Source organism: Helicobacter sp. 23-1045, assembly GCF_053654655.1.
Genome location: NZ_JBSIUR010000004.1, coordinates 1 through 18,875, shown reverse-complemented (window position 1 = coordinate 18,875; position 18,875 = coordinate 1). Strand labels below are relative to the sequence as shown.

The window sequence follows — 18,875 nt, the reverse complement described above, 5'->3', positions numbered from 1 at the left end:
GTCAAGCGAAATAGGACTTGGGCGTCCATTGAGCGCAGATAAGTGCGACTAACGCAAGAATTGCATACCCCAGAACAAATTGCCCCAAAAACCTAGTTTCTGTCATCAATTCTATCGATGCTAATCTTCCCCTCCGCAATCTCTCGTAGCGCAATATCTGAAAGTTTATGCTTCGTAACTTCCATTTCCACAAGTGGTTCTGCGCCATCGCTTAGCTCTTTCACGCGACTAAACACAAAGCACGATAGCTTGTATCTGTCATTATCCAATCTCTGCAACGCTTTTTCTAAAATATCCTCAATTCTATCCATTTTTAATCCTTTCGATTTAATTTTTCACAATGCTATAAATGCCCTTTTGATGCTCAATGATATTCAAAAGATTGCCCGGCTTAAACATATTGCAAACGATAATGGGCAGATTATTGTCCTTTGCTAACGCGATTGCCGTATCGTCCATCACCTTAATATCATCGCGCAACGCCATATCATAGGACAGCGTCTCCAAAAGATTCGCGTCATCGAATTTATTTGGGTCTTTGTCGTAGATTCCATCGACTTTTGTCGCCTTTACAATCGCATCTGCGCTGATTTCAACCGCACGCAAAGTCGCTGCTGTATCAGTGGTAAAAAATGGATTCCCCGTTCCAGCTGCAAAAATCACCACGCGCCCCTTTTGGATATGCCGAATCGCACGGCGATATATGTAAGTTTCGCAAATCTCTTGAATCTCAATGGCACTTTGCACTCTCACATCGACACCAAAATGCTCCAATGCTTCCTGCATAGCCACCGCATTTATCACGGTGGCAAGCATTCCCATATAATCGCCACTTGTGCGCCGAATGATACCGCCCTCACTTGCGCTCACGCCACGAATGATATTTCCACCGCCGATAACTATGCAAACCTCGACATTATTATCCACCAAAAGTTTGATTTCTTTGGCAATATAGCGCAAAATCTCAATGTCGATTCCAAAGCCATTTTTACCAGCCAAAGCCTCGCCTGAAAATTTCACCAAAATGCGATTTTTCCTAATGTTGCGGGTTTCGTTGTCCTGAATCTCTTGCATTTGTAGCCTTTCTTTAAATAAAATTTGCGATTCTAATGCAAAAATGCTTAAAAAAATATTATATTTTTAAACGAAATCGCGAATCGATTTTTAAAATCGTTGCAAAATCGTTGCAAAACTTTAAAATAAAACGCCATTTTTCAAACTCTTATATTAAATCACTAATGAAAAGTTATTGTGCTTGAATCATAAATATTTAGTCTATCACTATAAACTTTTGAAAAATTTGCGTTTTTATATTGACTTTGCTAAAAAAAACTACTACAATTTTGGCACTTAAATTTTAAGAGTGCTAAATTTTAAAATTTAAGTGCAAAAATCTAAATTTAGATTCTTGCGAAACTCTTAATTTTTTAAAACATTTCGTAATAAGGAGCGAACAATGAAATTCAAACCACTTGATAAGAGAGTTGTTTTAGAGCGAGTAGAGGAGGAAAACAAAACCTCTTCGGGCATTATTATCCCTGATAATGCAAAGGAAAAGCCACTTGTAGGCGTAGTCAAAGCGATTAGCAAAAAAATACAAAATGACTGCGAATTTAAAGTCGGCGATAGCGTTGTATTTGACAAATACAAAGGCACTGAGATTAAGATTGAAGGCAAAGAATATATCGTGCTTGATGCCGAAGATTTGCTTGGAATCTTGGGTTAAAATATTTTAAGGAGTAAAAAATGGCAAGTAAAGAAATCACATTCTCAGATAATGCGAGAAATAAACTATTTGACGGAATCAAACAGCTAAATAACGCAGTAAAAGTAACGATGGGACCGCGCGGACGCAATGTGCTTATCCAAAAAAGCTACGGCGCACCTGCGATTACAAAAGATGGCGTTAGCGTAGCAAAGGAAGTCGAGCTAAAATGCCCTATCGAAAATATGGGCGCACAGCTTGTAAAAGAAGTAGCGAGCAAAACCGCAGACGCCGCAGGGGACGGGACTACAACAGCAACGGTGCTTGCGTATAGCATTTTTAAAGAGGGCTTACGCAATATCACAGCAGGCGCGAATCCCATAGAAGTCAAACGCGGTATGGATAAAGCCGTAAGCGCAGTTATCGATGAGCTTAAAAAATTAAGCAAACCTGTCAAAGGCAAAAAAGAAATCGCGCAGGTTGCCACAATTTCGGCAAATTCTGATGAAAATATCGGCAACCTAATCGCAGAGGCGATGGATAAAGTCGGCAAAGATGGCGTAATCACCGTTGAGGAAGCAAAAGGCATCGATGATGAGTTAAATGTAGTCGAGGGAATGCAGTTTGATAGAGGCTATCTAAGCCCATATTTTGTTACAAATGGCGATAAAATGACGATTGAGTTGGAGAGCCCATACATTCTTTTGACAGACAAAAAAATCACCACAATGAAGGACATTTTGCCCCTTTTGGAATCCACTATGAAAAGTGGCAAACCTTTGCTAATCATCGCAGAGGACATTGAAGGCGAGGCACTCACAACGCTTGTAGTAAATAAATTGCGAGGCGTTTTAAATGTCGCAGCGGTAAAAGCACCGGGCTTTGGCGATAGACGCAAAGAAATGCTAAAAGACATCGCAATCCTTACAGGCGGACAAGTTATTAGCGAAGAGCTAGGCAGGGCGTTGGAAAGCACACAAATCGCAGATTTGGGACAATGCGGACGAATCTCAATCGACAAAGACAACACAACCATTGTCGATGGCAAAGGCAAAAAAGATGAGGTAAAGTCGCGAATCGCCCAAATCAAAGCCCAAATCGAAACCACCACAAGCGACTATGACAAAGAAAAACTCCAAGAGCGACTAGCAAAATTAAGTGGTGGCGTGGCAGTTATCAAAGTCGGCGCAGCAAGTGAAGTGGAGATGAAAGAGAAAAAAGATAGAGTTGATGATGCGCTCTCAGCGACAAAAGCAGCCGTTGAGGAAGGCATAGTCGTAGGCGGTGGCGTGGCTTTGATTCGCGCTGGGTTAAGCGTAAAACTTTCTCTAAAAGGCGATGAAGCAATCGGCTATGACATTATCAAACGCGCAATCAGCGCACCACTCAAACAAATCGCAGAAAACGCAGGATTTGACGCCGGTGTCGTGGTAAATGAGATTGAAAAAAGCAAAAAAGACAGCTACGGCTTTGATGCGGCAAGTGGCGAGTATGTGGATATGCTTGAAAAAGGTATCATCGACCCGCTAAAAGTTGCGCGAATCGCGTTGCAAAATGCAGTTAGCGTTTCAAGTCTGCTTTTAACCACTGAGGCTACGATAAACGAAGTCAAAGAGGACAAACCAGCCCCAGCAATGCCTGATATGGGCGGTATGGGAGGAATGGGCGGAATGATGTAACGCCCTACCCTTTTGCGCCGTGTGTGATTTTCGCAAATCGCACACAGAGTATTTATTGCTACAAAACGCAGAATCTTAGATTCTGCGAAATTTATATTCATTTCACGCAAATCACAGAATCTAACACCAGAAAATACCAAATTCGCAGAATCTGGTGCGGTTTTTTGTTGTTATGAGATTCTGCGATTAGCAGAATCTTTGTAATCCATACCAAATCTGTCATTGCTAGATTCTGTGTTTTATGCGATTCGCAGAATCTAGCGGATTGCCACAAAAATGCTACGCGTTTGCAGTGTTTGCAAGCAAGTCTCGCAATGACGAAATTTTTTTTGAGATTTTACCCACCCCCCCCCATTAATCCCCCGTGCGCATTTGAAAAAAAAGGGGGAGGGGGAGAAAATGCAAAACCACCGCAAGGGGGGGGGAGATAGAAAAAGCCCCTCCCCTTGCGGGAGGGGTTTAGGGTGGGGTATTTGTCGCAAGGGAGAATTAGAGTTTAGATTCTGCGAATGCTTAAAATTGTCATATTGAGACTTTGAAAAAGTCGAAATAACTCAAAAAAAACAAAAGAGATTCTTCGCTACGCACAAAGTGCTTCGCGCGAGAATGACAAAATAATCGCAGAATCTTTGCAACCCAAAATGCGCGAATCTAAATTTAGATTCACGCCCACTAAAAGCTAATCGTATATCGTGCCAAAACGCTGTAAGTCTGCCCGAATGTGTATTTGTATGAGCTCACACCATCAATTTTGCCATCAATGATTTTCACGGGCAAAAACGGCACTTTTGCCAAAACTTCTAATCCGTGATTTGTGGCGATATTTGCGCGAAGTCCCACATTTAGCGATAAATCAACGCCTGTCAAATCCCAGCCATTTTCTTTGAAGCCTTTGAAAAACTCGCCTACCAAACTATTTGCGCCGACTCCAAGCCCCACAAATCCGCCAAAATCAAGCGATTCACTCGATACAAAATTACCCAAAAAATCCACATTTGCGCCGTAATTTATGAGCGTAATTTGGCGATAGCTCGTGCCTGTAAAGTTTTTAAGATTGTGGTGAATGCCTAAATTTGCATAATATCGTAGCCCCAAATATGGCGTGAAAAATTGCTTGTAACCCGCTACAAAGCCGTAGTTTATGCCACTATAATATTCTTTGTCGCCATCTTTATTGCCTTCAATATCGATGACTTTGTATTCAAGTTTCGTCTCACCGCCGCCGATTTCAAATCCTGCAAATACGCCACTTTCTTCGGCAAATGCGATATTTACGCTACAAAAAATTAGTGATAAACTTAATGCGATTTTTTGGAGTTTGTGAGAAGTTGTAGAATGCGAGATTTTTAAACTCTTATTGCCCCCCCCTATGTGCGATTTTGCGTTGTCGAGTGTTTGTTTCATTTTGATTTCTCCTTTTTGATTAAATTTGCTATAAACTCGCGCGAATCGACAATCCCCGCGAATATATAAAGGGCGAAATTGTAATGAAAATTTGATAAAAAATGCAAGTTTATTTTTTTTTTTGGATTGCCTTGCGCGATTCGTTGAATCGCATTTGATTTTTGGATTGCCACGATTCGGCGTTGCCAATTCTCGCAATGACGGAGATTCTTCGCGAACGAAATTCGCGCGAGAATGACAAGATTTTCGCCGAATCTAGCGCATTTTGCAAATCCACTCTACCGCTTCTTTCGTGCTTTCAAAAATAAACTCGCTGTATTGCTCTAACTCCGCCTTTTTGCCATATCCGCACAGCACGCCAACGCCCACAATCCCGGCGCATTTGGCGGATTGCAAATCCAAAATCGTATCGCCAATCATAAAAGTTTCACTAGATTCTGCGCTAATGCCTAGCGACTTTAAGCGCGATAATGCCGTCTCTATCGGCTCTTTATGCGGTTTTGGGTGCGTCACATCATCGCGCCCGACAATCGCGCTAAAATGCCCCGCCACGCCAAAATGCGCCAAAAGATTTTTAGTCGAATCGCTACTTTTTGTAGTCACTATGCCAAGATTCGCAACCGCACTTGCCGTCTCTATCGCACTCACCGCACCATCAATCATCTTTGTCTTTGCGTTGTGAATCTTCGCATAATGCGCCTTGTAATCCTCGCAACACCGCAGAATCTGCCTAGATTCTGCGCCAAAAAATGCAAACATTTCGCTTAATTGATAGCCGATTTTTGATTCAACCTCTGTGCGCGATAAAATCGGCATTTTATGCTTCTCAAACACCGCGCAAAAACTCTCATAAATCGCCTCCGTGCTATCAATCAGCGTCCCATCCATATCAAATAAAATTATCACTTCAACCTCCGAAATTCACTTTTTAGCACCATTATGCTTACCAAAAATGCGCAAAATAGCGCGATTGGATAGCTCGCCCAAATGCCCCGCACACCGAAAAAATGCGCCATTATCGGTAGCAAAATCGCCATAAAGATGAGATTGTGGCAAAGTGAGATGATTAGCGAGCCTTTTATGCGCTGTGTCGCCTGTAAAAACGCCGATGAGATGATATTAAATCCCAAAAATAAATATCCCAAAAAATATATTCGCACAGCGATGATTAGCTCATCTAAAAGCCCCATTTCGCTTTGTTTAAGAAAGATTCGCGCAATTTGTGGCGTGAAGCAAAACATTATGATATAAACCACCAAACCAAAGATTAGCGCGGTGAATGCGGCGATTTTAAAGGCGGAGATGGTGCGAAAACGCTCCCTTGCGCCAAAGTTATAACTTACGATTGGCTGCATTCCGTGCGATAGTGCCAAAACGCACCCAAAAAATACAAATCCAATATAAAGCATTATGCTTAAAATCGCAATGCCCTGCGTAGAATCTAGTCGTGATAGCAAAATATTCATAAATAAAATAATCGCCCCAAAGGCAAATTCAGACATCGAAGGCGCAATCCCGCTAATGATGGACTTTTTAAACGCAGATGGACTTAAAATCAGCATAAAATGCAACTTGCCTTCTTTGCGTAAAAAGTGCTTTAAAATGATGATTAGCCCCACAAAATGCCCCAAAATTGTCGCAAACGCCGAGCCAAACATCCCCCAGCGCAAGATAAAAATAAAAATGTAATTTAAGATGATATTGCAAATCGCCCCAGCGGTGAATGAAATCATCGTAAGATTCGGCGCACCATCATTTCTAGCAAACGCACAAAGCACGGACTGCGCCATAATAATCGCCCCGCCAAGCACGATGACATTTAGATATTCAAGCAAATACGGGCGCAAAATCTCATTTGCCCCAAGAATGGTGGCAAGATTTTCGCGAAAAATATAGAGCAAAATCCCCACACTTGCGCCAAAAAGTAGCGTTGTGTAAATCACGGAGTTAAAGATAATATTTGCCTTGCGCTCTTTTTTCGCCCCAAGTGCGATGCTAACTAACGCCGCTCCGCCGATGCCAAAGAGCAACTCAATGCCCGTGAAAAATGTAAAAATCGGCACGGATAGCCCGATTGCCGCAAGTCCAAGCTCGCCAATGCCCCGCCCCACGAAAATCCCATCCACCACGACATAGGTTGAGAGCACGAGCATTGAGATTAGCGCGGGGAGCGAGTATGCAATGAATAGCTTTGGCATTGGCGCGGTGCGTAAGTCTAGTTTGCGTGACATAAGTTTCCTTTGAAAAAAAAGTGTAATTTTACATAAAAGATTCTGCGTTTTTGCATTTATTTCGCAGAATCTCGTGCGAAAATCGCAGAATCTGTCTTTATTTTGTCATTCTCGTGCGAAAATCGCAGAATCTTACACAAAATCGCAGAATCTTGGATTGCTTCGTTGTGTTCGCTACGCTCACACTGCCTCGCAATGACGAAGTAAGGCGTTTTTGCCCGTCATTGCGAGACTTGACGCAGTCAAGTCGTGGCAATCCATTTTTAGATTCTGCGATTTTTTTGCGATTCGTAGAATCTGCGAGATTTTCGCCATTTTTAGCATTCGATTCGCTAGTTTTTTCTCGCAAAAAGGGCTGCACCCCCCTACCCCGCTCCCCCCTACGCGCCAAAAAGCAGCCGCTTTTTCGCTTTTATGGGGGAGAGCCTCGCTTAATCCGCTTCTAGCAAAAAATCGGCGGGTGGCACTACTGCACCCTTGCTACCGATTTTTTGCACCACGAAGCGGGCGAGATTCTGGTGCTGTCGCACGGATTATTTTTATCATTTTTGCTATCGCAAAAAATTATAGATTGCTTCGTTGCACTCGCTTCGCTTCGTGCGCCTCGCAACGACGAAAGGTTGAGTTTAACCCACCCCCTTAATCCCCCTCCGCAAGGGAGGGGGAGAAATTGAAGTTTGCCATCCGCAAGGAAGGGGAAAATTTTGAGATTCTGCGTTTTTTTGTATTTTTTTTATTAGATTCTACGATTTTCGCGCAATTCGCAGAATCTTGGATTGCCACGATTTGCTTCGCAAATCTCGCAATGACGAATCCTTTGAATTGTTTGTATTTAAAACAATTCTAGTATTTTGCGGTGGAGATTTTGTATTTTTAAAATTTTTTGGGTGTGAGACTAGACTAGCGGTCTGCGAACGCCCAAAAAATTTTAAAAGTGCGAAAGATGCACCCAAAGACGAATTGCACCAATAGATTCTGCGTTATTGTTTAATGGTTATATGATTATCATCTTCCTTATTTTCGGCAAAATTTATATTTTGCAATTTCAATCGCAAGTCAGATGGCGATGTCGCCTTTTCTAACGCCGCCTCTTCATCTACAACGCCGTTAATGATTAACTCAAATAAATGCTGGTCAAAAGTCTGCGTTTGGTAAATCCCCTTGCCTTCTGCGAGTGCCTCCATAATCTCGCCATCGCGCCCCTCATCGATGATTAACTCAATGCGTGGCGTTTTGAAAAGCAACTCCGCTGCCGCCACTCGCCCGCCTTTTTTGTTTTTCAAAAGTCGCTGTGAGATGATTGCATTTAGCGTGCTAGCAAGCATCGCGCGAATCCTTTGCTGGTCTGTGGCGGGGAAAACGGAGATGATACGATTTATCGTCTCTTTTGCATCTAGCGTGTGAAGCGTGGAGAATACCAAATGCCCCGTTTCAGCGGCGTGGAGCGCCATCTCAATCGTCTCAATATCCCTCATTTCGCCTACCAAAATGATATCAGGGTCCTCGCGCAAAGCGGCTTTTAGCGCGGCGGCAAATGAGTTTGTATCCATACCGACACTGCGCTGATTTAAAATGCTTTTTACATCCTTATGCACGAACTCGATGGGGTCTTCGATGGTTATGATATGCTTTGAATGCTTGTGATTTATCTCATTTATTATCGCTGCCAAAGTCGTAGATTTACCCGAGCCTGTGATGCCTGTAACAAGCACTAACCCGCGCTCCATATCAGTGATTTTGTGAATCGCCTCAGGCAATCCTAATCCATCGATAGTATTTTGAATCGTAGGGATTGTCCTAAATGCGAAGCTCACGCCATCCATTTGAAAGAAAATATTTAGACGAAAGCGCGATGAAGCGTCATAAATGTAAGTCATATCCATCTCTTTATTTTGCACGAACTCCGGATAGCGCGTCCGTGTGAGCTCTTTTGCCAAAGTGATGGCGTCATCTTTGCTGAAAATTTCATTTGCAAACACAATAATATCGCCGTTAATCCGTGCGCGAATCTTCGAGCCTGCCTTCAAATGCAAGTCGCTTCCGCCAAGTTCAAGTAGTTTTTTAAGATAAACGCGCACTTTTCGCGTCACGCGGAAGTCAAGCTGCTCGACATCCACCTTCAAACTATCGATATTTGGATTTATGAATTCATTTAACTTTTTCTCATTTTCGCTTGGGATATACTCGCTATTTACGCCCTGAACGCTACCTGCGAAGTCTTGCATAATGTCATTATTTTTCGCCATCAAATTTCTATTTGCCGCTTTTATGTGCTGTGCGATTTGCTCGGGGGTGAGATTTTGCAAGGCGGGATTTTGCCTTTGTGGCGTGCTTTGTGCGCTTTGGCGCAGAATCTGTGGATTTTGCGCGGGATTCTGCGGATTTGGCGAGATTGCTTGCGCTGAGTGCGGACTTTGCGGTGCTTGTCGTGTTAGATTTACATTCATTTGTTGCTCCATTTTGGACTCCCTTTTATTTAAAATGAAAAAATAATATCGTAATTTTACATTATTTTCGATATAGATTCTACGATTTTTTGCTATAATTGAATGAATTTTAAATAAATGGAGTGGATTATGAGACGAGCAGGATTTACGATGATTGAGATAATGTTTATCGTGGTGATAATTGGCGTTTTGGCGGCGGTGGCAATCCCAAGACTGATGGTTAGCAGGGAGGATGCGTGCTATGTGAAGTTGCGCTCAAATCTATCGGAGGCGCAAAGTGAAATCACGCGCCAATACACGAAAAACTTTATGCAGGGCAAGGCGATGAGTGATGCGGACCTAAAAAAGATACTTGATGATACGCTAGTGGCAAATACAAGCGCGGGGTGCGACTTTGCGGTGAAAAGCAAAGATAATGTGACGATGAATGTCGGTAGCGGAAATAAGAAAAAGTCCCTAAAACTCACGCTAGGCACGGACACAGCGACAAAGTCGCCCACCATCACTTGCGATACAGATGACAAAAAAACGGGCGAAATGTGCAAAAGACTGCTAGGGAAAAAGGGAAATACGAAATAGCGATTTGGCGTGGAATCTGCGGATTCTGCGAGATTCTGCGAATTGTGCTAATTTCGTCATTACGAGTGAGCATTAGCGAACGCGGCAATCCAAAAATATAATAGATTGCCACGATTTTGCTATGCAAAATCTCGCAATGACGGAAAAACGCACAAATAAATTTAAAGGAAGTAAAAATGAGCACTTTAATAATCGAAAATGTAAAAGATGAGTTTATCCCCGCATTTAGGGCGATAAGTAAGGCGATGGACGCAAAATGCAAGGTGCAAAAACCAAAATTGACAAAATTTGAAAAAGAGATTTTAAAAGCGCGCGCGGAGATTGAAAAAGAGCGCGAAAATGGGACTTTGCGAACTTTTAAGAGTGCTAGGGAGTTTAGAATGGCGGTTGAAAATGGCGAAATATAATATCAACTACGCAAAAAGTTTCATAAAAGATTATAAAAAGTTACAAACCAAAGAAAAAGACTTGACGGATGAAATAATTGACAAAATAGCAAATGGGAAATTTCTCGCACCAAAGCACAACGACCACGCGTTAAGCGGGAACTTGCAAGGCACAAGGGAATGCCATATCAAACCGGATTTGCTTTTAATCTATGAAAAAATTGATGATATTTTGCAACTAAATGCCCTGCGCGTGGGAAGTCACAGCAAATTATTTAAGAAATAAGCGCAGAATCTGCGGATTTGGCGTAATTCTTTTTAGTGCGATTCGCAGAATCTAGTGTGGATTCTGCGAATTTATTTGAATTTTCGTGTGAGATTCTGCGAAATTGTTTTGGCTTTGGCGCAGAATCTAGGGCAGATTCTGCGTTTTTATTTGGATTTTCGTGCGAGATTCTATAAATCGCAGAATCTAATGCAGATTCTGCATTTCTCAAAAATCCCGCTATTTAAAAATCTCACTGCCGATTCGCACCATATTTGCGCCATTTGCGATTGCGATTTTGTAATCGCTACTCATTCCCATCGATAAAATCTCCGCTCCATTTTTGCGAAGCGAATCAAAAATATGTTTCGCGCTTTTAAAGCAAAAATCTTGTATTTTTATGTCATTTGTATTTGTGGCGATTGTCATAATGCCTTTTAGGCGAATATTTTTGCAAGTTTCTTGTATTTTTTGATATGAATCTACTGCGGATTGTATTGTGAATCCAGATTTGGTAGATTCGCGTGCAGTATTTATTTCCATTAGGCAATTTAGCGTTTGATTGTTTGATTCAAGCCGTTTTTGTAGGCTTTGCGCTAATTTTAACGAATCTAATGCCTGAAAAAGCGTAGGTTTTAATGCCAAAAGCGCGTTTATTTTATTTTCTTGCAAAGTGCCGATAAAGTGCCACTCGATAGGGAGATTCGCGCTATTTTGCGCCTTTTGCTTTAAATCTTGGACTTTGTTTTCGCCAAATGCCCTTTGCCCCGCGTTATAAAGTGCGATTATCTGCTCCAAACTCGCATATTTGGATACGGCAACTAGCTTTATAATGTGGTGGGCAGAGTATTTTAGTCGCTCTGCTTCGATATTTTCGATGATTTGTGCCAAATTTTCTTGCAAAGTTTCTTGCAAATTGTCTTGTAAAATTTCTTGCATTTTTACCTCCATATTTTGCGCCTAAAAAGGCGAAGTTTTTGTGGCGATTCGCGCTATGTCGTTGTAGATTCCTAGTGCCATTAGGCTTAAAAGCAACGCCCACCCAAAGACAATTAGGCGATATAGGACTTTTTCACTCAAAGGTTTGCGCGTTATCCACTCATAGAGCGTGAAAATGATATGTCCGCCATCTAACGCAGGGATAGGGAAAAGATTGAGTAACCCCAAATTTATCGAAATAAGCGCAGTTATGCTAAAAAGCGCGACAAGTCCGCTGTCTGTGGCATTTGAGATAATCTGCACGATTGCAATGGGACCGCCCAGCTCACTTGTGGGGACAATGCCACTGATTAGCTTTTGGACGCTTAAAAGTATCATTTTCCCCGCATATAGCGTCTCTCCAAAGGCAAACGGGATAATTTCGCCTAATCCATAGCGGACAACTCCAACCTCGCCTTTTGCGCTAATACCGATAAAACTTTGCTTCACGCTCTCACCAAAGATATTTTTAGAATCTTGGACTTGCGGGATTAGCGAAACTTCATATATTTCGCCATCGCGCAAAAAACTTATATTTATCGCCTCTTTTTTATAGCCCACATAATCCGCAATATCGCGCCAAATTTTTATCTCTTTGTTATCAATTCGCACTATTTTATCGCCCGTTTTTAGTCCTGCTATTTTAGCAGGTGAATCCTTCATACTATCCCCTACAATAGGCAATAGCGCGTTAATCCCAGCAAGTCCAATGTAAATGTATAGCAAAAATGCAAGCAGCAGATTCGCCCCGCTACCCGCAAATAGAATGCAAATCTTTTGCCAATGTGGCTTTACATTATAGCTATCGCTATCAGTGCTTCGTTTGAGCGGGTCTAAATCGTCCTGCCCTTTCATCTGCACATAGCCACCAAGTGGAATGGCAGAAATCGCGTATTGCGTGCCATTTATGCGCTTTGTGAGAATCTTTTTGCCAAAGCCAATGCTAAAAACTTCAACCTTTACGCCAAAGATTCGCGCTACCAAAAAATGCCCCAACTCGTGGAAAAATATAAGAAACGACAGCACCAAAATTGAGATAATTAGCCACATTTATTTGCCTTTAAAAATTTTATTTATTAGATTCTGCGATTCGCAGAATCTAGCGTATTTTACGCGCATTTTTACACATAAATCGCAAAATCTACGCATTTCACGCACTTTTATAATACGCCTTTGTGTAATCATAGCCCGAATACAGCGTAACGACTACCGCAATCCATAGCAACGCTTCGCCCCCGGGGAACAAATCTGCTAGTAAAAACGCCACAGCCGTGATTTGAAAGCCCGTTTTGTATTTGCCTAAATTATTTGCAGCGACATTTTTGCCCTCACTTGCGGCAATTACGCGCAGTCCTGTGATGAAAAATTCTCTGCTTAAAATAAGAAACACAGCCCACGGATTTGCGCGTTCTAATATCAAAAGCCCGATAAACGCGCCTAAAATCAGCATTTTATCCGCCAATGGGTCAAAAACCTCGCCAAATTTGGATTTGACATTGTAGATTCGCGCGATATAGCCGTCAAAAAAGTCCGTGATTGAAGCGATACAAAAAATCAAACACGCAGTGTAATTCACCCACGAAAAATCCACGAAATCAGGCAACGGGCGATAAATAATCACGCATAATAGCAAAAATGCTAGTAAGATTCGTAAGACCGTTAGGATATTTGGCAAGATATGTAGAGTGTTGCGCATTTGTGCCATAAATCCTTTACAATCCTACTTAAATGTCGTCCCGCCATCAACTACAAAAGTCTGCCCCGTAACCCACGCGCTTTGAGATTCATCACAAAGAAAATACACCGCACCAGCCAAATCTTCGGGCGTCCCCATACGATTTAGCGGGGATTGTTCTTCGACTTTTGCTTTGACTTGCGCATAATCAGGGAATGCACGAAGCGCGTCTGTGTCAATGGGACCGCCACTTACGGCATTTACGCGAATCTTAAATTCACCTAATTCTTGCGCGGCATATTTTACCATTGTCTCAACGGCGTTTTTGGAGTTGCCGTGCCCTGCGTAGTTTGGCATATAGACTAAATTGCCTGTGGAGCTTAGTGAAACGATTGCGCCACCACTTGATTCGCCTCTTTCTAAATTTTTTTGCATTCGTTTTGTAGCCTCTTGTGCGCCTACCACAAAGGCTAAAACGGTCGCCGTGTAGATATTGTTTAATCCGCGCGGACGCAGTCGCATAAAGGGCGCAAATCCCCCAGCCACGCTTTTGCCATAAATAATCGCATTTGATACGAAAAAATCCACGCGCGAAAAATCGCTATCAATCTTTGTAAAAAGCTCCGTGTATTGCTCAGGCTCTAACACATTTAGCGGATAAAATCGCGCCTTTATGCCAAAGCGACTCTCCACATCGTTTGCGATTTTTTGCGCTTCCTCTTCGTTGCGATTGTAAGTAAAGGCGACATTTACGCCCTCTTGTGCGAATCGATACAAAATCGCCTTGCCAATCCCCCTTGTAGCACCGCTAATTACAAGCACTTTGCCTTTCATATTCTCACACATTTTTACATTTTGCATTTTTTCACCTCGTATTGTTTGATTATAGTTTCTAAATATGCTAAATTTTTCGCACTCACCTTGCTTAATGGCAATCTAAACTCCAAAGATTCGATAAGCCCACAAAGCCACATTGCCGTTTTGATTGGGATAGGATTCGTCTCGCAAAATAGGGCTTTGTTGATTGCAAAAAGCTCGGCGTTTATTTTGCGCGACTTTTCAAAGTTCCCATTTCGCGCACTATCTACAAGCTCCACGATTTTATCGGGCAGTAAATTGCCCGTTACGCTTATTGCGCCAACGCCTCCACTCGCCAAAATGGGATAGTTTATCGCATCCTCGCCACTTAAAATCGCAAAATCTGGCATTTTTGCATTTAGCGCGACAACGCGCTCAATGTCGCCACTAGCTTCTTTTACGCCATAAATGTTTGGATTTGCGCTAAAAAGTCGCTCCATCGTAGCAATATCTATGCCAACGCCTGTGCGACTTGGGATATTGTAAAGCAAAACGGGGATTTCCACAGCATTTGCGATTCCTAGAAAATGCTGATAAAGTCCCTCTTGCGTGGGTTTATTATAGTATGGCGACACACACAAAATCGCGTCTGCTCCCGCACGCTGTGCGAATTTTGCTAACTCAATCGCTTCTTTTGTAGAGTTGCTCCCCGCACCTGCTAGGATTTTCACGCCACTGCCTTTGCAAATGCTAACCGCTGCTTCAATGCACTCTTTATGCTCATCGTGGCTTAAAGTCGCAGATTCGCCTGTCGTCCCCATAGGCACACAAGCGTCCATTTTGTAAGCAATCTGCCTTTTTATGATTTTTTCATAGCTTACAAAATCAACTTTGTCGTTTTTAAATGGCGTGATTAGCGCACTCATCGCGCCCGTTACTTTTGTCATCGCCCTATCCTTGTGAGATTTATTGGCAAACTCATCATTTTTTCCTTAAAAACACTACTTTTTTCTTAAAAATAATGTCGTTGAATTTTCTATCTTAAAGTAGCGATTCGCCACTGCTACCAAATCTTTTGCTGTGATTTTATCGAAATTTTCCTCGTATTCTAAAAGTGGCTTGATATTGCCCCGCGCAAAGTAGCTACCATACAAAGACGCCACTGATGAGCTATTTTCTAATCCATAGATAAAATCCGCTTTGACATTGATTTTTGCTTTGTCAATGTCTTGTGCGGTAATTGCGCCTTTTTTGATGGATTCAAGCTGTTTTAGTAGCGAATCTTGCAAGGATTCGGCTTTCACGCCCTCATTTCCTGCTGCCATAAAGATAAAAAGCCCATCATCTTTTAGCTCCATATTGTAGCAATACACGCTTTGGGCGATTTGCTCTTTTGTAATCATATTTTGCGCCAAAATCGCGCTTTTGCCATTGCTTAAAATATAGCTCAATAAAGACAGCGCGATTTGGTCTTTATGCTCAAAATTGGGGATTTTAAAGGCAAGTGTGTAAAGCTCGACTTCTTGATTTTCACGCCGAATCTCAACAAATCGCTTGTCATCTTGCGGGGCTTCTTTTGCCCTAGTTTGCGGGAGAATCTCGCGTGTATTTTTGATATTGCCAAAATGTTTTTTAGCGATTTTAAAAAGCGTATTTGATTCGATGTCCCCAGCTACCAATATTATCGCGTTTTTGGGTTGATAAAAATTCCTATAAAATTCGCGAATATCTTTAATATCCCACGATTTTATGTCCTCCATAAAGCCAATGGGCGTCCAATGATAGCTATGCGTGATAAATGCGGTATTAAAAAGCCGAAAATACAAATATCCAGTAGGGCTGTTGTCCGTGCGCCAAAGTCGCTCTTCTGCCACGACATTGCGCTCGGTTTGAAATTCGCTATTTTTAAGTGAGAGATTTTGCATTAGCTCGGCAAAAAGGGATAGCGATTTGTCTAAATTGTCCTTGTGTGCCTTAATAAAATAGCGCGTGTAATCAAAACTCGTAGAAGCGTTGTTATTTCCGCCAAATCCTTTGACAATCTCATCAAACTCCCCAGCTTTGAGCTTTTTTGTGCTTTTGAAACTCAAATGCTCCAAAATGTGCGCGATGCCACTTTTGCCCAGCACTTCGTTGCGTGAGCCGACTTTGTAAAAGATATTTATATCCACAACTTTGCTATTATTTTTCATAGGAATCGCCACAACTTGCAGTCCATTTGGCAAAGTCATCTCATCGTATTTGTAAAGCGAACTTTTCGCAGAATCTAATGTATTTTTGGCATTTTTCGCAGAATCTGTGGCATTTTTCACGCCATTCGTAGAATCTAATATCGCAGAATCTATTGCGTGATTCGCAGAATCTGCCCCCGCAGCATTTAAATAGCACATAACAAGCACTCCATAAAGTATTTTTTTCATCAAATATCCTTTTTGAAATCAAACCTGCGATTATAGCATAAAAATTTTATGAAAAATGCAGTTTTCACAAATCAATCCCTGTAACACATAATTTTTATTTTCCCATCATCGCCTTTTGCCAAAGAAATGCGTTTTAGTTGATTGTTTTGCGAGGCGTTTATGAAATATCGCCGCATTGTGCCTTCAAAATCAACAAACCGCACGAAAAATCCCACACTCGCCTTTTCCTCGAACTGCACTTCAATCTCAAACATTTCCTCTTGCTTTGCGCGGATTTGCGCGAGTGCATTTGCCTCTTTTGCCTCTATGTCGCTAATTAGCGCAAAATAGTTGTTGTAAATCTCGTGGATTCTGCGATTTTTGAGTTTTAGGGCGTTTATTTGCTCCGCCCAAGCGGGGATTTGATGATTTTTGCCAAGCATTTGCTCTAATAATAAATCGCTATTATTTTTTAGCGAAATAATGCCATTTTTGTCCTGCATAACGAGATTTTTAAACTTTTTTATGGCGAATAATTTTTCATTTAAATTATCAAACTCCGCCTTTTTTGCGCCATAAGAGCAAGGATACAAAATAAATTCATTATTTTCCCCGCGAATATTTTTTGCGGTGAGCGACTTTTGGATAAAAAGCATATTATTTGATTGAATATGCGATATTTGCGCGAAATCAAAGTAGAGTTTTGAACCATTTAGATAATTTATTTGCAAATTATCGCATTTTATTTCGGCATTTTCACAATGGCGGATTTGCGCCTCATCGGCACTTAATCGCCCCTTTAAGTGCAGAATCTGCGCCTTTTTTGCAAATAAGTTGCTTTTTAAATGCACTTGCCCGTTTAGAAAAAGATTCTGCGATTTAATCTCCACTGCGCCGACATTGCCGATGATTTTCAAATCATCCACTTCTAAATTCACCCCGCTAGGAATGGCGTCTTTTAGAAGTGTGTCATTTTTTACGATGAGCGATTTTACGCACTGCTCTTTGATATTTTGAATATTTTTTGCGTTGATATTATCCACGATTATGCTTTTTGAAATCATCATAACGCCATTTACAATGGAGACATAACCGCTAGATTCTGCGGTGTAGATGATAAAATCATCTTTTTGCGCAACTGCGATATTTTCTCCCGCGCTAATGCCGATTGGATAACTCATCGCAACGCCGTAGAGTTTCCCATAAATATTGCGCCACGGAAAGGCGTAGTGCGGTTTTTGATATTTTAGCAGAATCTCGCCACTCTCAACTTTGAAAAATCCCCCGCTAAGAAGCGGACTTTCTAACGATAAAATGGCGTCATTTTGACTTTTGGATAAAAGCAGGCGCGTGGCGGGAGTGTTGATATTTGGCTCTTTTAGCTTGCAAATATCAATCGTGTAAAACTCCGGATGAGTGTCGCTACTGCGAAGTTTTAGCGCGATATTTGCGATTTTCTCACTCAAATTGCCCCACTCCATATTGATGATAATCCCGCGATACGCACAAATATTTAAAATCGTTTGGTAAATAATCTCACTTAAATTGCCATTTTGCGGAATTCTTTGCGTTGCGATATTTGCGGTGAGTGCGGTTGCGCTTTCATTGCTTTGCACTTGGATTAAAATCGGGTAAAATGAAGTATTACGGCGGAAAATCTCAATCTCATAGTCCTGCATAAGGGCATTATTGCTATCGATATAATTTTTGATGGCGTCATTTGCGATATTTTCCCTCGCGCCATCCTTTAAAATGAAGGTTTTATACGAAATGAGATTGTAATCAAGGGTGAGCGGATTTACCTTATTTTCAAACGCAAATCGTTGCAGAATCTGCTTGATATCCTCACCACTGCGAATAATTTTGCCTTGCGTATTTTGCTCCACTCCAAAACCCTATTTTGAAAATAAAACTGCGATTATATTAAAACTTAGATTTAAAATAAATATTTGCGATGGAAAAAATGAAAATAATGTAGATTCTGCGAAATTTGTGGGATTTGGCGAATCGTAGAATCTAGCGCGGAAAAAGTTAAAAAACACAGAATCTTACACAAAAACTTCACAGAATCACACGCAAAAATCGCAGAATCTAATGTATGGATTGCCACGAAAATGCTACGCATTTTCTCGCAATGACGGATTATTAGATTCTGCGATTTTATAAAATTTTCGTGCGAGTCGCAGAATCTGCGTTTTATGTCTTTTAAAACAATCGAAGTAATGGCGGTAGTGCTTTGGATTATTTTTGCGTGAAACAAGCGAGATAGGACTTGTGCGTCCATCGAGCGCGGTTTTATGCAAAAATAATTCAAATGATTACCCAAGAC

25 protein-coding genes and 1 pseudogene are annotated in these 18,875 nt (G+C 41.5%); 8 read left to right on the top strand and 18 right to left on the bottom strand.

Annotated features, from left to right (window positions below; genetic code table 11):
* Window positions 1-92: 92 nt before the first annotated feature.
* On the bottom strand, window positions 93-311 hold the full coding sequence (locus ACWIUE_RS05020; RefSeq protein WP_454135434.1) for a DNA-directed RNA polymerase subunit omega: 219 nt from the start codon (window positions 309-311) through the stop codon (window positions 93-95).
* A gap of 16 nt (window positions 312-327) precedes the next feature.
* Window positions 328-1,074, bottom strand: a complete 747-nt coding sequence (gene pyrH, locus ACWIUE_RS05015) for a UMP kinase (protein WP_454135432.1) — start codon at window positions 1,072-1,074, stop codon at window positions 328-330.
* Window positions 1,075-1,456: 382 nt separating this feature from the next.
* Between pyrH and groES the strand changes: the two are divergent.
* Window positions 1,457-1,720: pseudogene (gene groES, locus ACWIUE_RS05010) on the top strand (co-chaperone GroES); the annotation flags it as partial.
* 26 nt (window positions 1,721-1,746) lie between these two features.
* The gene (gene groL, locus ACWIUE_RS05005) at window positions 1,747-3,384 is read left to right on the top strand and encodes a chaperonin GroEL (protein ID WP_454135430.1); all 1,638 of its coding nucleotides are present in this window, start codon (window positions 1,747-1,749) and stop codon (window positions 3,382-3,384) included.
* 97 nt (window positions 3,385-3,481) lie between these two features.
* Here groL and ACWIUE_RS05000 read toward each other — a convergent pair whose 3' ends face one another.
* The 6 genes from ACWIUE_RS05000 to ACWIUE_RS04975 all read right to left on the bottom strand — a co-directional run bounded on the left by ACWIUE_RS05000 (window position 3,482) and on the right by ACWIUE_RS04975 (window position 7,368).
* Window positions 3,482-3,658, bottom strand: coding sequence for a hypothetical protein (locus tag ACWIUE_RS05000; protein WP_454135428.1), 177 nt, complete (start codon window positions 3,656-3,658; stop codon window positions 3,482-3,484).
* Between the two features lie 398 nt (window positions 3,659-4,056).
* Window positions 4,057-4,788 carry an outer membrane beta-barrel protein gene (locus ACWIUE_RS04995; RefSeq protein WP_454135427.1) on the bottom strand — a complete coding sequence of 244 codons (732 nt, stop codon included), beginning with the start codon at window positions 4,786-4,788 and terminating at the stop codon, window positions 4,057-4,059.
* 109 nt (window positions 4,789-4,897) lie between these two features.
* A complete protein-coding gene (locus ACWIUE_RS04990; protein WP_454135425.1) occupies window positions 4,898-5,065 on the bottom strand; it encodes a hypothetical protein in 168 nt (55 codons plus the stop codon).
* Entirely contained in the window at window positions 5,044-5,694 is a 651-nt protein-coding gene (locus ACWIUE_RS04985) for an HAD family hydrolase (RefSeq protein ID WP_454135423.1), read from the bottom strand. Before ACWIUE_RS04985 ends, ACWIUE_RS04990 begins: the two co-directional genes overlap by 22 nt.
* Entirely contained in the window at window positions 5,691-7,019 is a 1,329-nt protein-coding gene (locus ACWIUE_RS04980) for an MATE family efflux transporter (RefSeq protein WP_454135422.1), read from the bottom strand. Before ACWIUE_RS04980 ends, ACWIUE_RS04985 begins: the two co-directional genes overlap by 4 nt.
* 97 nt (window positions 7,020-7,116) lie before the next feature.
* Window positions 7,117-7,368, bottom strand: coding sequence for a hypothetical protein (locus tag ACWIUE_RS04975; protein WP_454135420.1), 252 nt, complete (start codon window positions 7,366-7,368; stop codon window positions 7,117-7,119).
* A 142-nt stretch (window positions 7,369-7,510) separates the two neighbouring features.
* Here ACWIUE_RS04975 and ACWIUE_RS04970 point away from each other — a divergent pair, with 142 nt between their 5' ends.
* Window positions 7,511-7,693, top strand: a complete 183-nt coding sequence (locus tag ACWIUE_RS04970) for a hypothetical protein (RefSeq protein WP_454135419.1) — start codon at window positions 7,511-7,513, stop codon at window positions 7,691-7,693.
* On the top strand, window positions 7,690-7,866 hold the full coding sequence (locus tag ACWIUE_RS04965; protein WP_454135418.1) for a hypothetical protein: 177 nt from the start codon (window positions 7,690-7,692) through the stop codon (window positions 7,864-7,866). Before ACWIUE_RS04970 ends, ACWIUE_RS04965 begins: the two co-directional genes overlap by 4 nt.
* Window positions 7,867-7,999: 133 nt before the next feature.
* On the opposite strand, the gene ACWIUE_RS04960 is transcribed toward ACWIUE_RS04965, so the two are convergent.
* On the bottom strand, window positions 8,000-9,478 hold the full coding sequence (locus ACWIUE_RS04960; protein ID WP_454135416.1) for a type IV pilus twitching motility protein PilT: 1,479 nt from the start codon (window positions 9,476-9,478) through the stop codon (window positions 8,000-8,002).
* 117 nt (window positions 9,479-9,595) lie between these two features.
* Between ACWIUE_RS04960 and ACWIUE_RS04955 the strand changes: the two genes are divergently transcribed.
* The 4 genes from ACWIUE_RS04955 (at window position 9,596) to ACWIUE_RS04940 (ending at window position 10,717) form a co-directional block, all read left to right on the top strand.
* Window positions 9,596-10,045: a type II secretion system protein gene (locus tag ACWIUE_RS04955; RefSeq protein ID WP_454135414.1), complete on the top strand. Its 450-nt coding sequence runs from the start codon at window positions 9,596-9,598 to the stop codon at window positions 10,043-10,045.
* Window positions 10,006-10,146 carry a hypothetical protein gene (locus ACWIUE_RS04950; protein WP_454135413.1) on the top strand — a complete coding sequence of 47 codons (141 nt, stop codon included), beginning with the start codon at window positions 10,006-10,008 and terminating at the stop codon, window positions 10,144-10,146. Before ACWIUE_RS04955 ends, ACWIUE_RS04950 begins: the two co-directional genes overlap by 40 nt.
* Window positions 10,147-10,221: 75 nt before the next feature.
* On the top strand, window positions 10,222-10,452 hold the full coding sequence (locus tag ACWIUE_RS04945) for a hypothetical protein (RefSeq protein ID WP_454135411.1): 231 nt from the start codon (window positions 10,222-10,224) through the stop codon (window positions 10,450-10,452).
* Window positions 10,439-10,717: a type II toxin-antitoxin system YafQ family toxin gene (locus ACWIUE_RS04940; RefSeq protein WP_454135409.1), complete on the top strand. Its 279-nt coding sequence runs from the start codon at window positions 10,439-10,441 to the stop codon at window positions 10,715-10,717. Before ACWIUE_RS04945 ends, ACWIUE_RS04940 begins: the two co-directional genes overlap by 14 nt.
* On the opposite strand, the gene ACWIUE_RS04935 is transcribed toward ACWIUE_RS04940, so the two are convergent.
* The 9 genes from ACWIUE_RS04935 to ACWIUE_RS04895 all read right to left on the bottom strand — a co-directional run.
* Window positions 10,707-10,928, bottom strand: a complete 222-nt coding sequence (locus ACWIUE_RS04935) for a hypothetical protein (RefSeq protein ID WP_454135407.1) — start codon at window positions 10,926-10,928, stop codon at window positions 10,707-10,709. The two genes, ACWIUE_RS04940 and ACWIUE_RS04935, sit on opposite strands and share 11 nt — an antisense overlap.
* Before the next feature lie 8 nt (window positions 10,929-10,936).
* The gene (locus ACWIUE_RS04930; protein WP_454135405.1) at window positions 10,937-11,635 is read right to left on the bottom strand and encodes a YggS family pyridoxal phosphate-dependent enzyme; all 699 of its coding nucleotides are present in this window, start codon (window positions 11,633-11,635) and stop codon (window positions 10,937-10,939) included.
* A 21-nt stretch (window positions 11,636-11,656) separates the two neighbouring features.
* Window positions 11,657-12,724, bottom strand: a complete 1,068-nt coding sequence (gene rseP / locus ACWIUE_RS04925) for an RIP metalloprotease RseP (RefSeq protein ID WP_454135403.1) — start codon at window positions 12,722-12,724, stop codon at window positions 11,657-11,659.
* Window positions 12,725-12,824: 100 nt separating this feature from the next.
* A complete protein-coding gene (gene pgsA / locus ACWIUE_RS04920; RefSeq protein ID WP_454135402.1) occupies window positions 12,825-13,379 on the bottom strand; it encodes a CDP-diacylglycerol--glycerol-3-phosphate 3-phosphatidyltransferase in 555 nt (184 codons plus the stop codon).
* A 15-nt stretch (window positions 13,380-13,394) separates the two neighbouring features.
* Entirely contained in the window at window positions 13,395-14,195 is an 801-nt protein-coding gene (locus tag ACWIUE_RS04915; protein WP_454135759.1) for an enoyl-ACP reductase, read from the bottom strand.
* A 2-nt stretch (window positions 14,196-14,197) separates the two neighbouring features.
* Window positions 14,198-15,094: a 4-hydroxy-tetrahydrodipicolinate synthase gene (dapA, locus tag ACWIUE_RS04910; RefSeq protein ID WP_454135400.1), complete on the bottom strand. Its 897-nt coding sequence runs from the start codon at window positions 15,092-15,094 to the stop codon at window positions 14,198-14,200.
* Between the two features lie 54 nt (window positions 15,095-15,148).
* Window positions 15,149-16,378, bottom strand: a complete 1,230-nt coding sequence (locus ACWIUE_RS04905) for a M16 family metallopeptidase (RefSeq protein WP_454135758.1) — start codon at window positions 16,376-16,378, stop codon at window positions 15,149-15,151.
* A 260-nt stretch (window positions 16,379-16,638) separates the two neighbouring features.
* Complete coding sequence (locus ACWIUE_RS04900; protein ID WP_454135398.1) at window positions 16,639-18,432, bottom strand: hypothetical protein; 1,794 nt, start codon at window positions 18,430-18,432, stop codon at window positions 16,639-16,641.
* A gap of 50 nt (window positions 18,433-18,482) precedes the next feature.
* Window positions 18,483-18,875 (bottom strand): hypothetical protein (locus tag ACWIUE_RS04895; protein WP_454135396.1); only part of this gene is annotated, 393 nt, incomplete at its 5' end.

Excerpts from the sequence above, each read along its gene's own strand:
- pyrH (WP_454135432.1), bottom strand. The coding sequence starts at position 1,074 with ATGCAAGAGATTCAGGACAACGAAACCCGCAACATTAGGAAAAATCGC.
- ACWIUE_RS04940 (WP_454135409.1), top strand. The coding sequence starts at position 10,439 with ATGGCGAAATATAATATCAACTACGCAAAAAGTTTCATAAAAGATTAT.
- ACWIUE_RS04955 (WP_454135414.1), top strand. The coding sequence starts at position 9,596 with ATGAGACGAGCAGGATTTACGATGATTGAGATAATGTTTATCGTGGTG.
- rseP (WP_454135403.1), bottom strand. The coding sequence starts at position 12,724 with ATGTGGCTAATTATCTCAATTTTGGTGCTGTCGTTTCTTATATTTTTC.
- ACWIUE_RS04905 (WP_454135758.1), bottom strand. The coding sequence starts at position 16,378 with ATGACTTTGCCAAATGGACTGCAAGTTGTGGCGATTCCTATGAAAAAT.
- ACWIUE_RS04995 (WP_454135427.1), bottom strand. The coding sequence starts at position 4,788 with ATGAAACAAACACTCGACAACGCAAAATCGCACATAGGGGGGGGCAAT.
- ACWIUE_RS04960 (WP_454135416.1), bottom strand. The coding sequence starts at position 9,478 with ATGGAGCAACAAATGAATGTAAATCTAACACGACAAGCACCGCAAAGT.
- ACWIUE_RS04915 (WP_454135759.1), bottom strand. The coding sequence starts at position 14,195 with ATGTGTGAGAATATGAAAGGCAAAGTGCTTGTAATTAGCGGTGCTACA.
- ACWIUE_RS05020 (WP_454135434.1), bottom strand. The coding sequence starts at position 311 with ATGGATAGAATTGAGGATATTTTAGAAAAAGCGTTGCAGAGATTGGAT.
- groL (WP_454135430.1), top strand. The coding sequence starts at position 1,747 with ATGGCAAGTAAAGAAATCACATTCTCAGATAATGCGAGAAATAAACTA.
- ACWIUE_RS04980 (WP_454135422.1), bottom strand. The coding sequence starts at position 7,019 with ATGTCACGCAAACTAGACTTACGCACCGCGCCAATGCCAAAGCTATTC.
- dapA (WP_454135400.1), bottom strand. The coding sequence starts at position 15,094 with ATGACAAAAGTAACGGGCGCGATGAGTGCGCTAATCACGCCATTTAAA.
- pgsA (WP_454135402.1), bottom strand. The coding sequence starts at position 13,379 with ATGGCACAAATGCGCAACACTCTACATATCTTGCCAAATATCCTAACG.
- ACWIUE_RS04930 (WP_454135405.1), bottom strand. The coding sequence starts at position 11,635 with ATGCAAGAAATTTTACAAGACAATTTGCAAGAAACTTTGCAAGAAAAT.
- ACWIUE_RS04945 (WP_454135411.1), top strand. The coding sequence starts at position 10,222 with ATGAGCACTTTAATAATCGAAAATGTAAAAGATGAGTTTATCCCCGCA.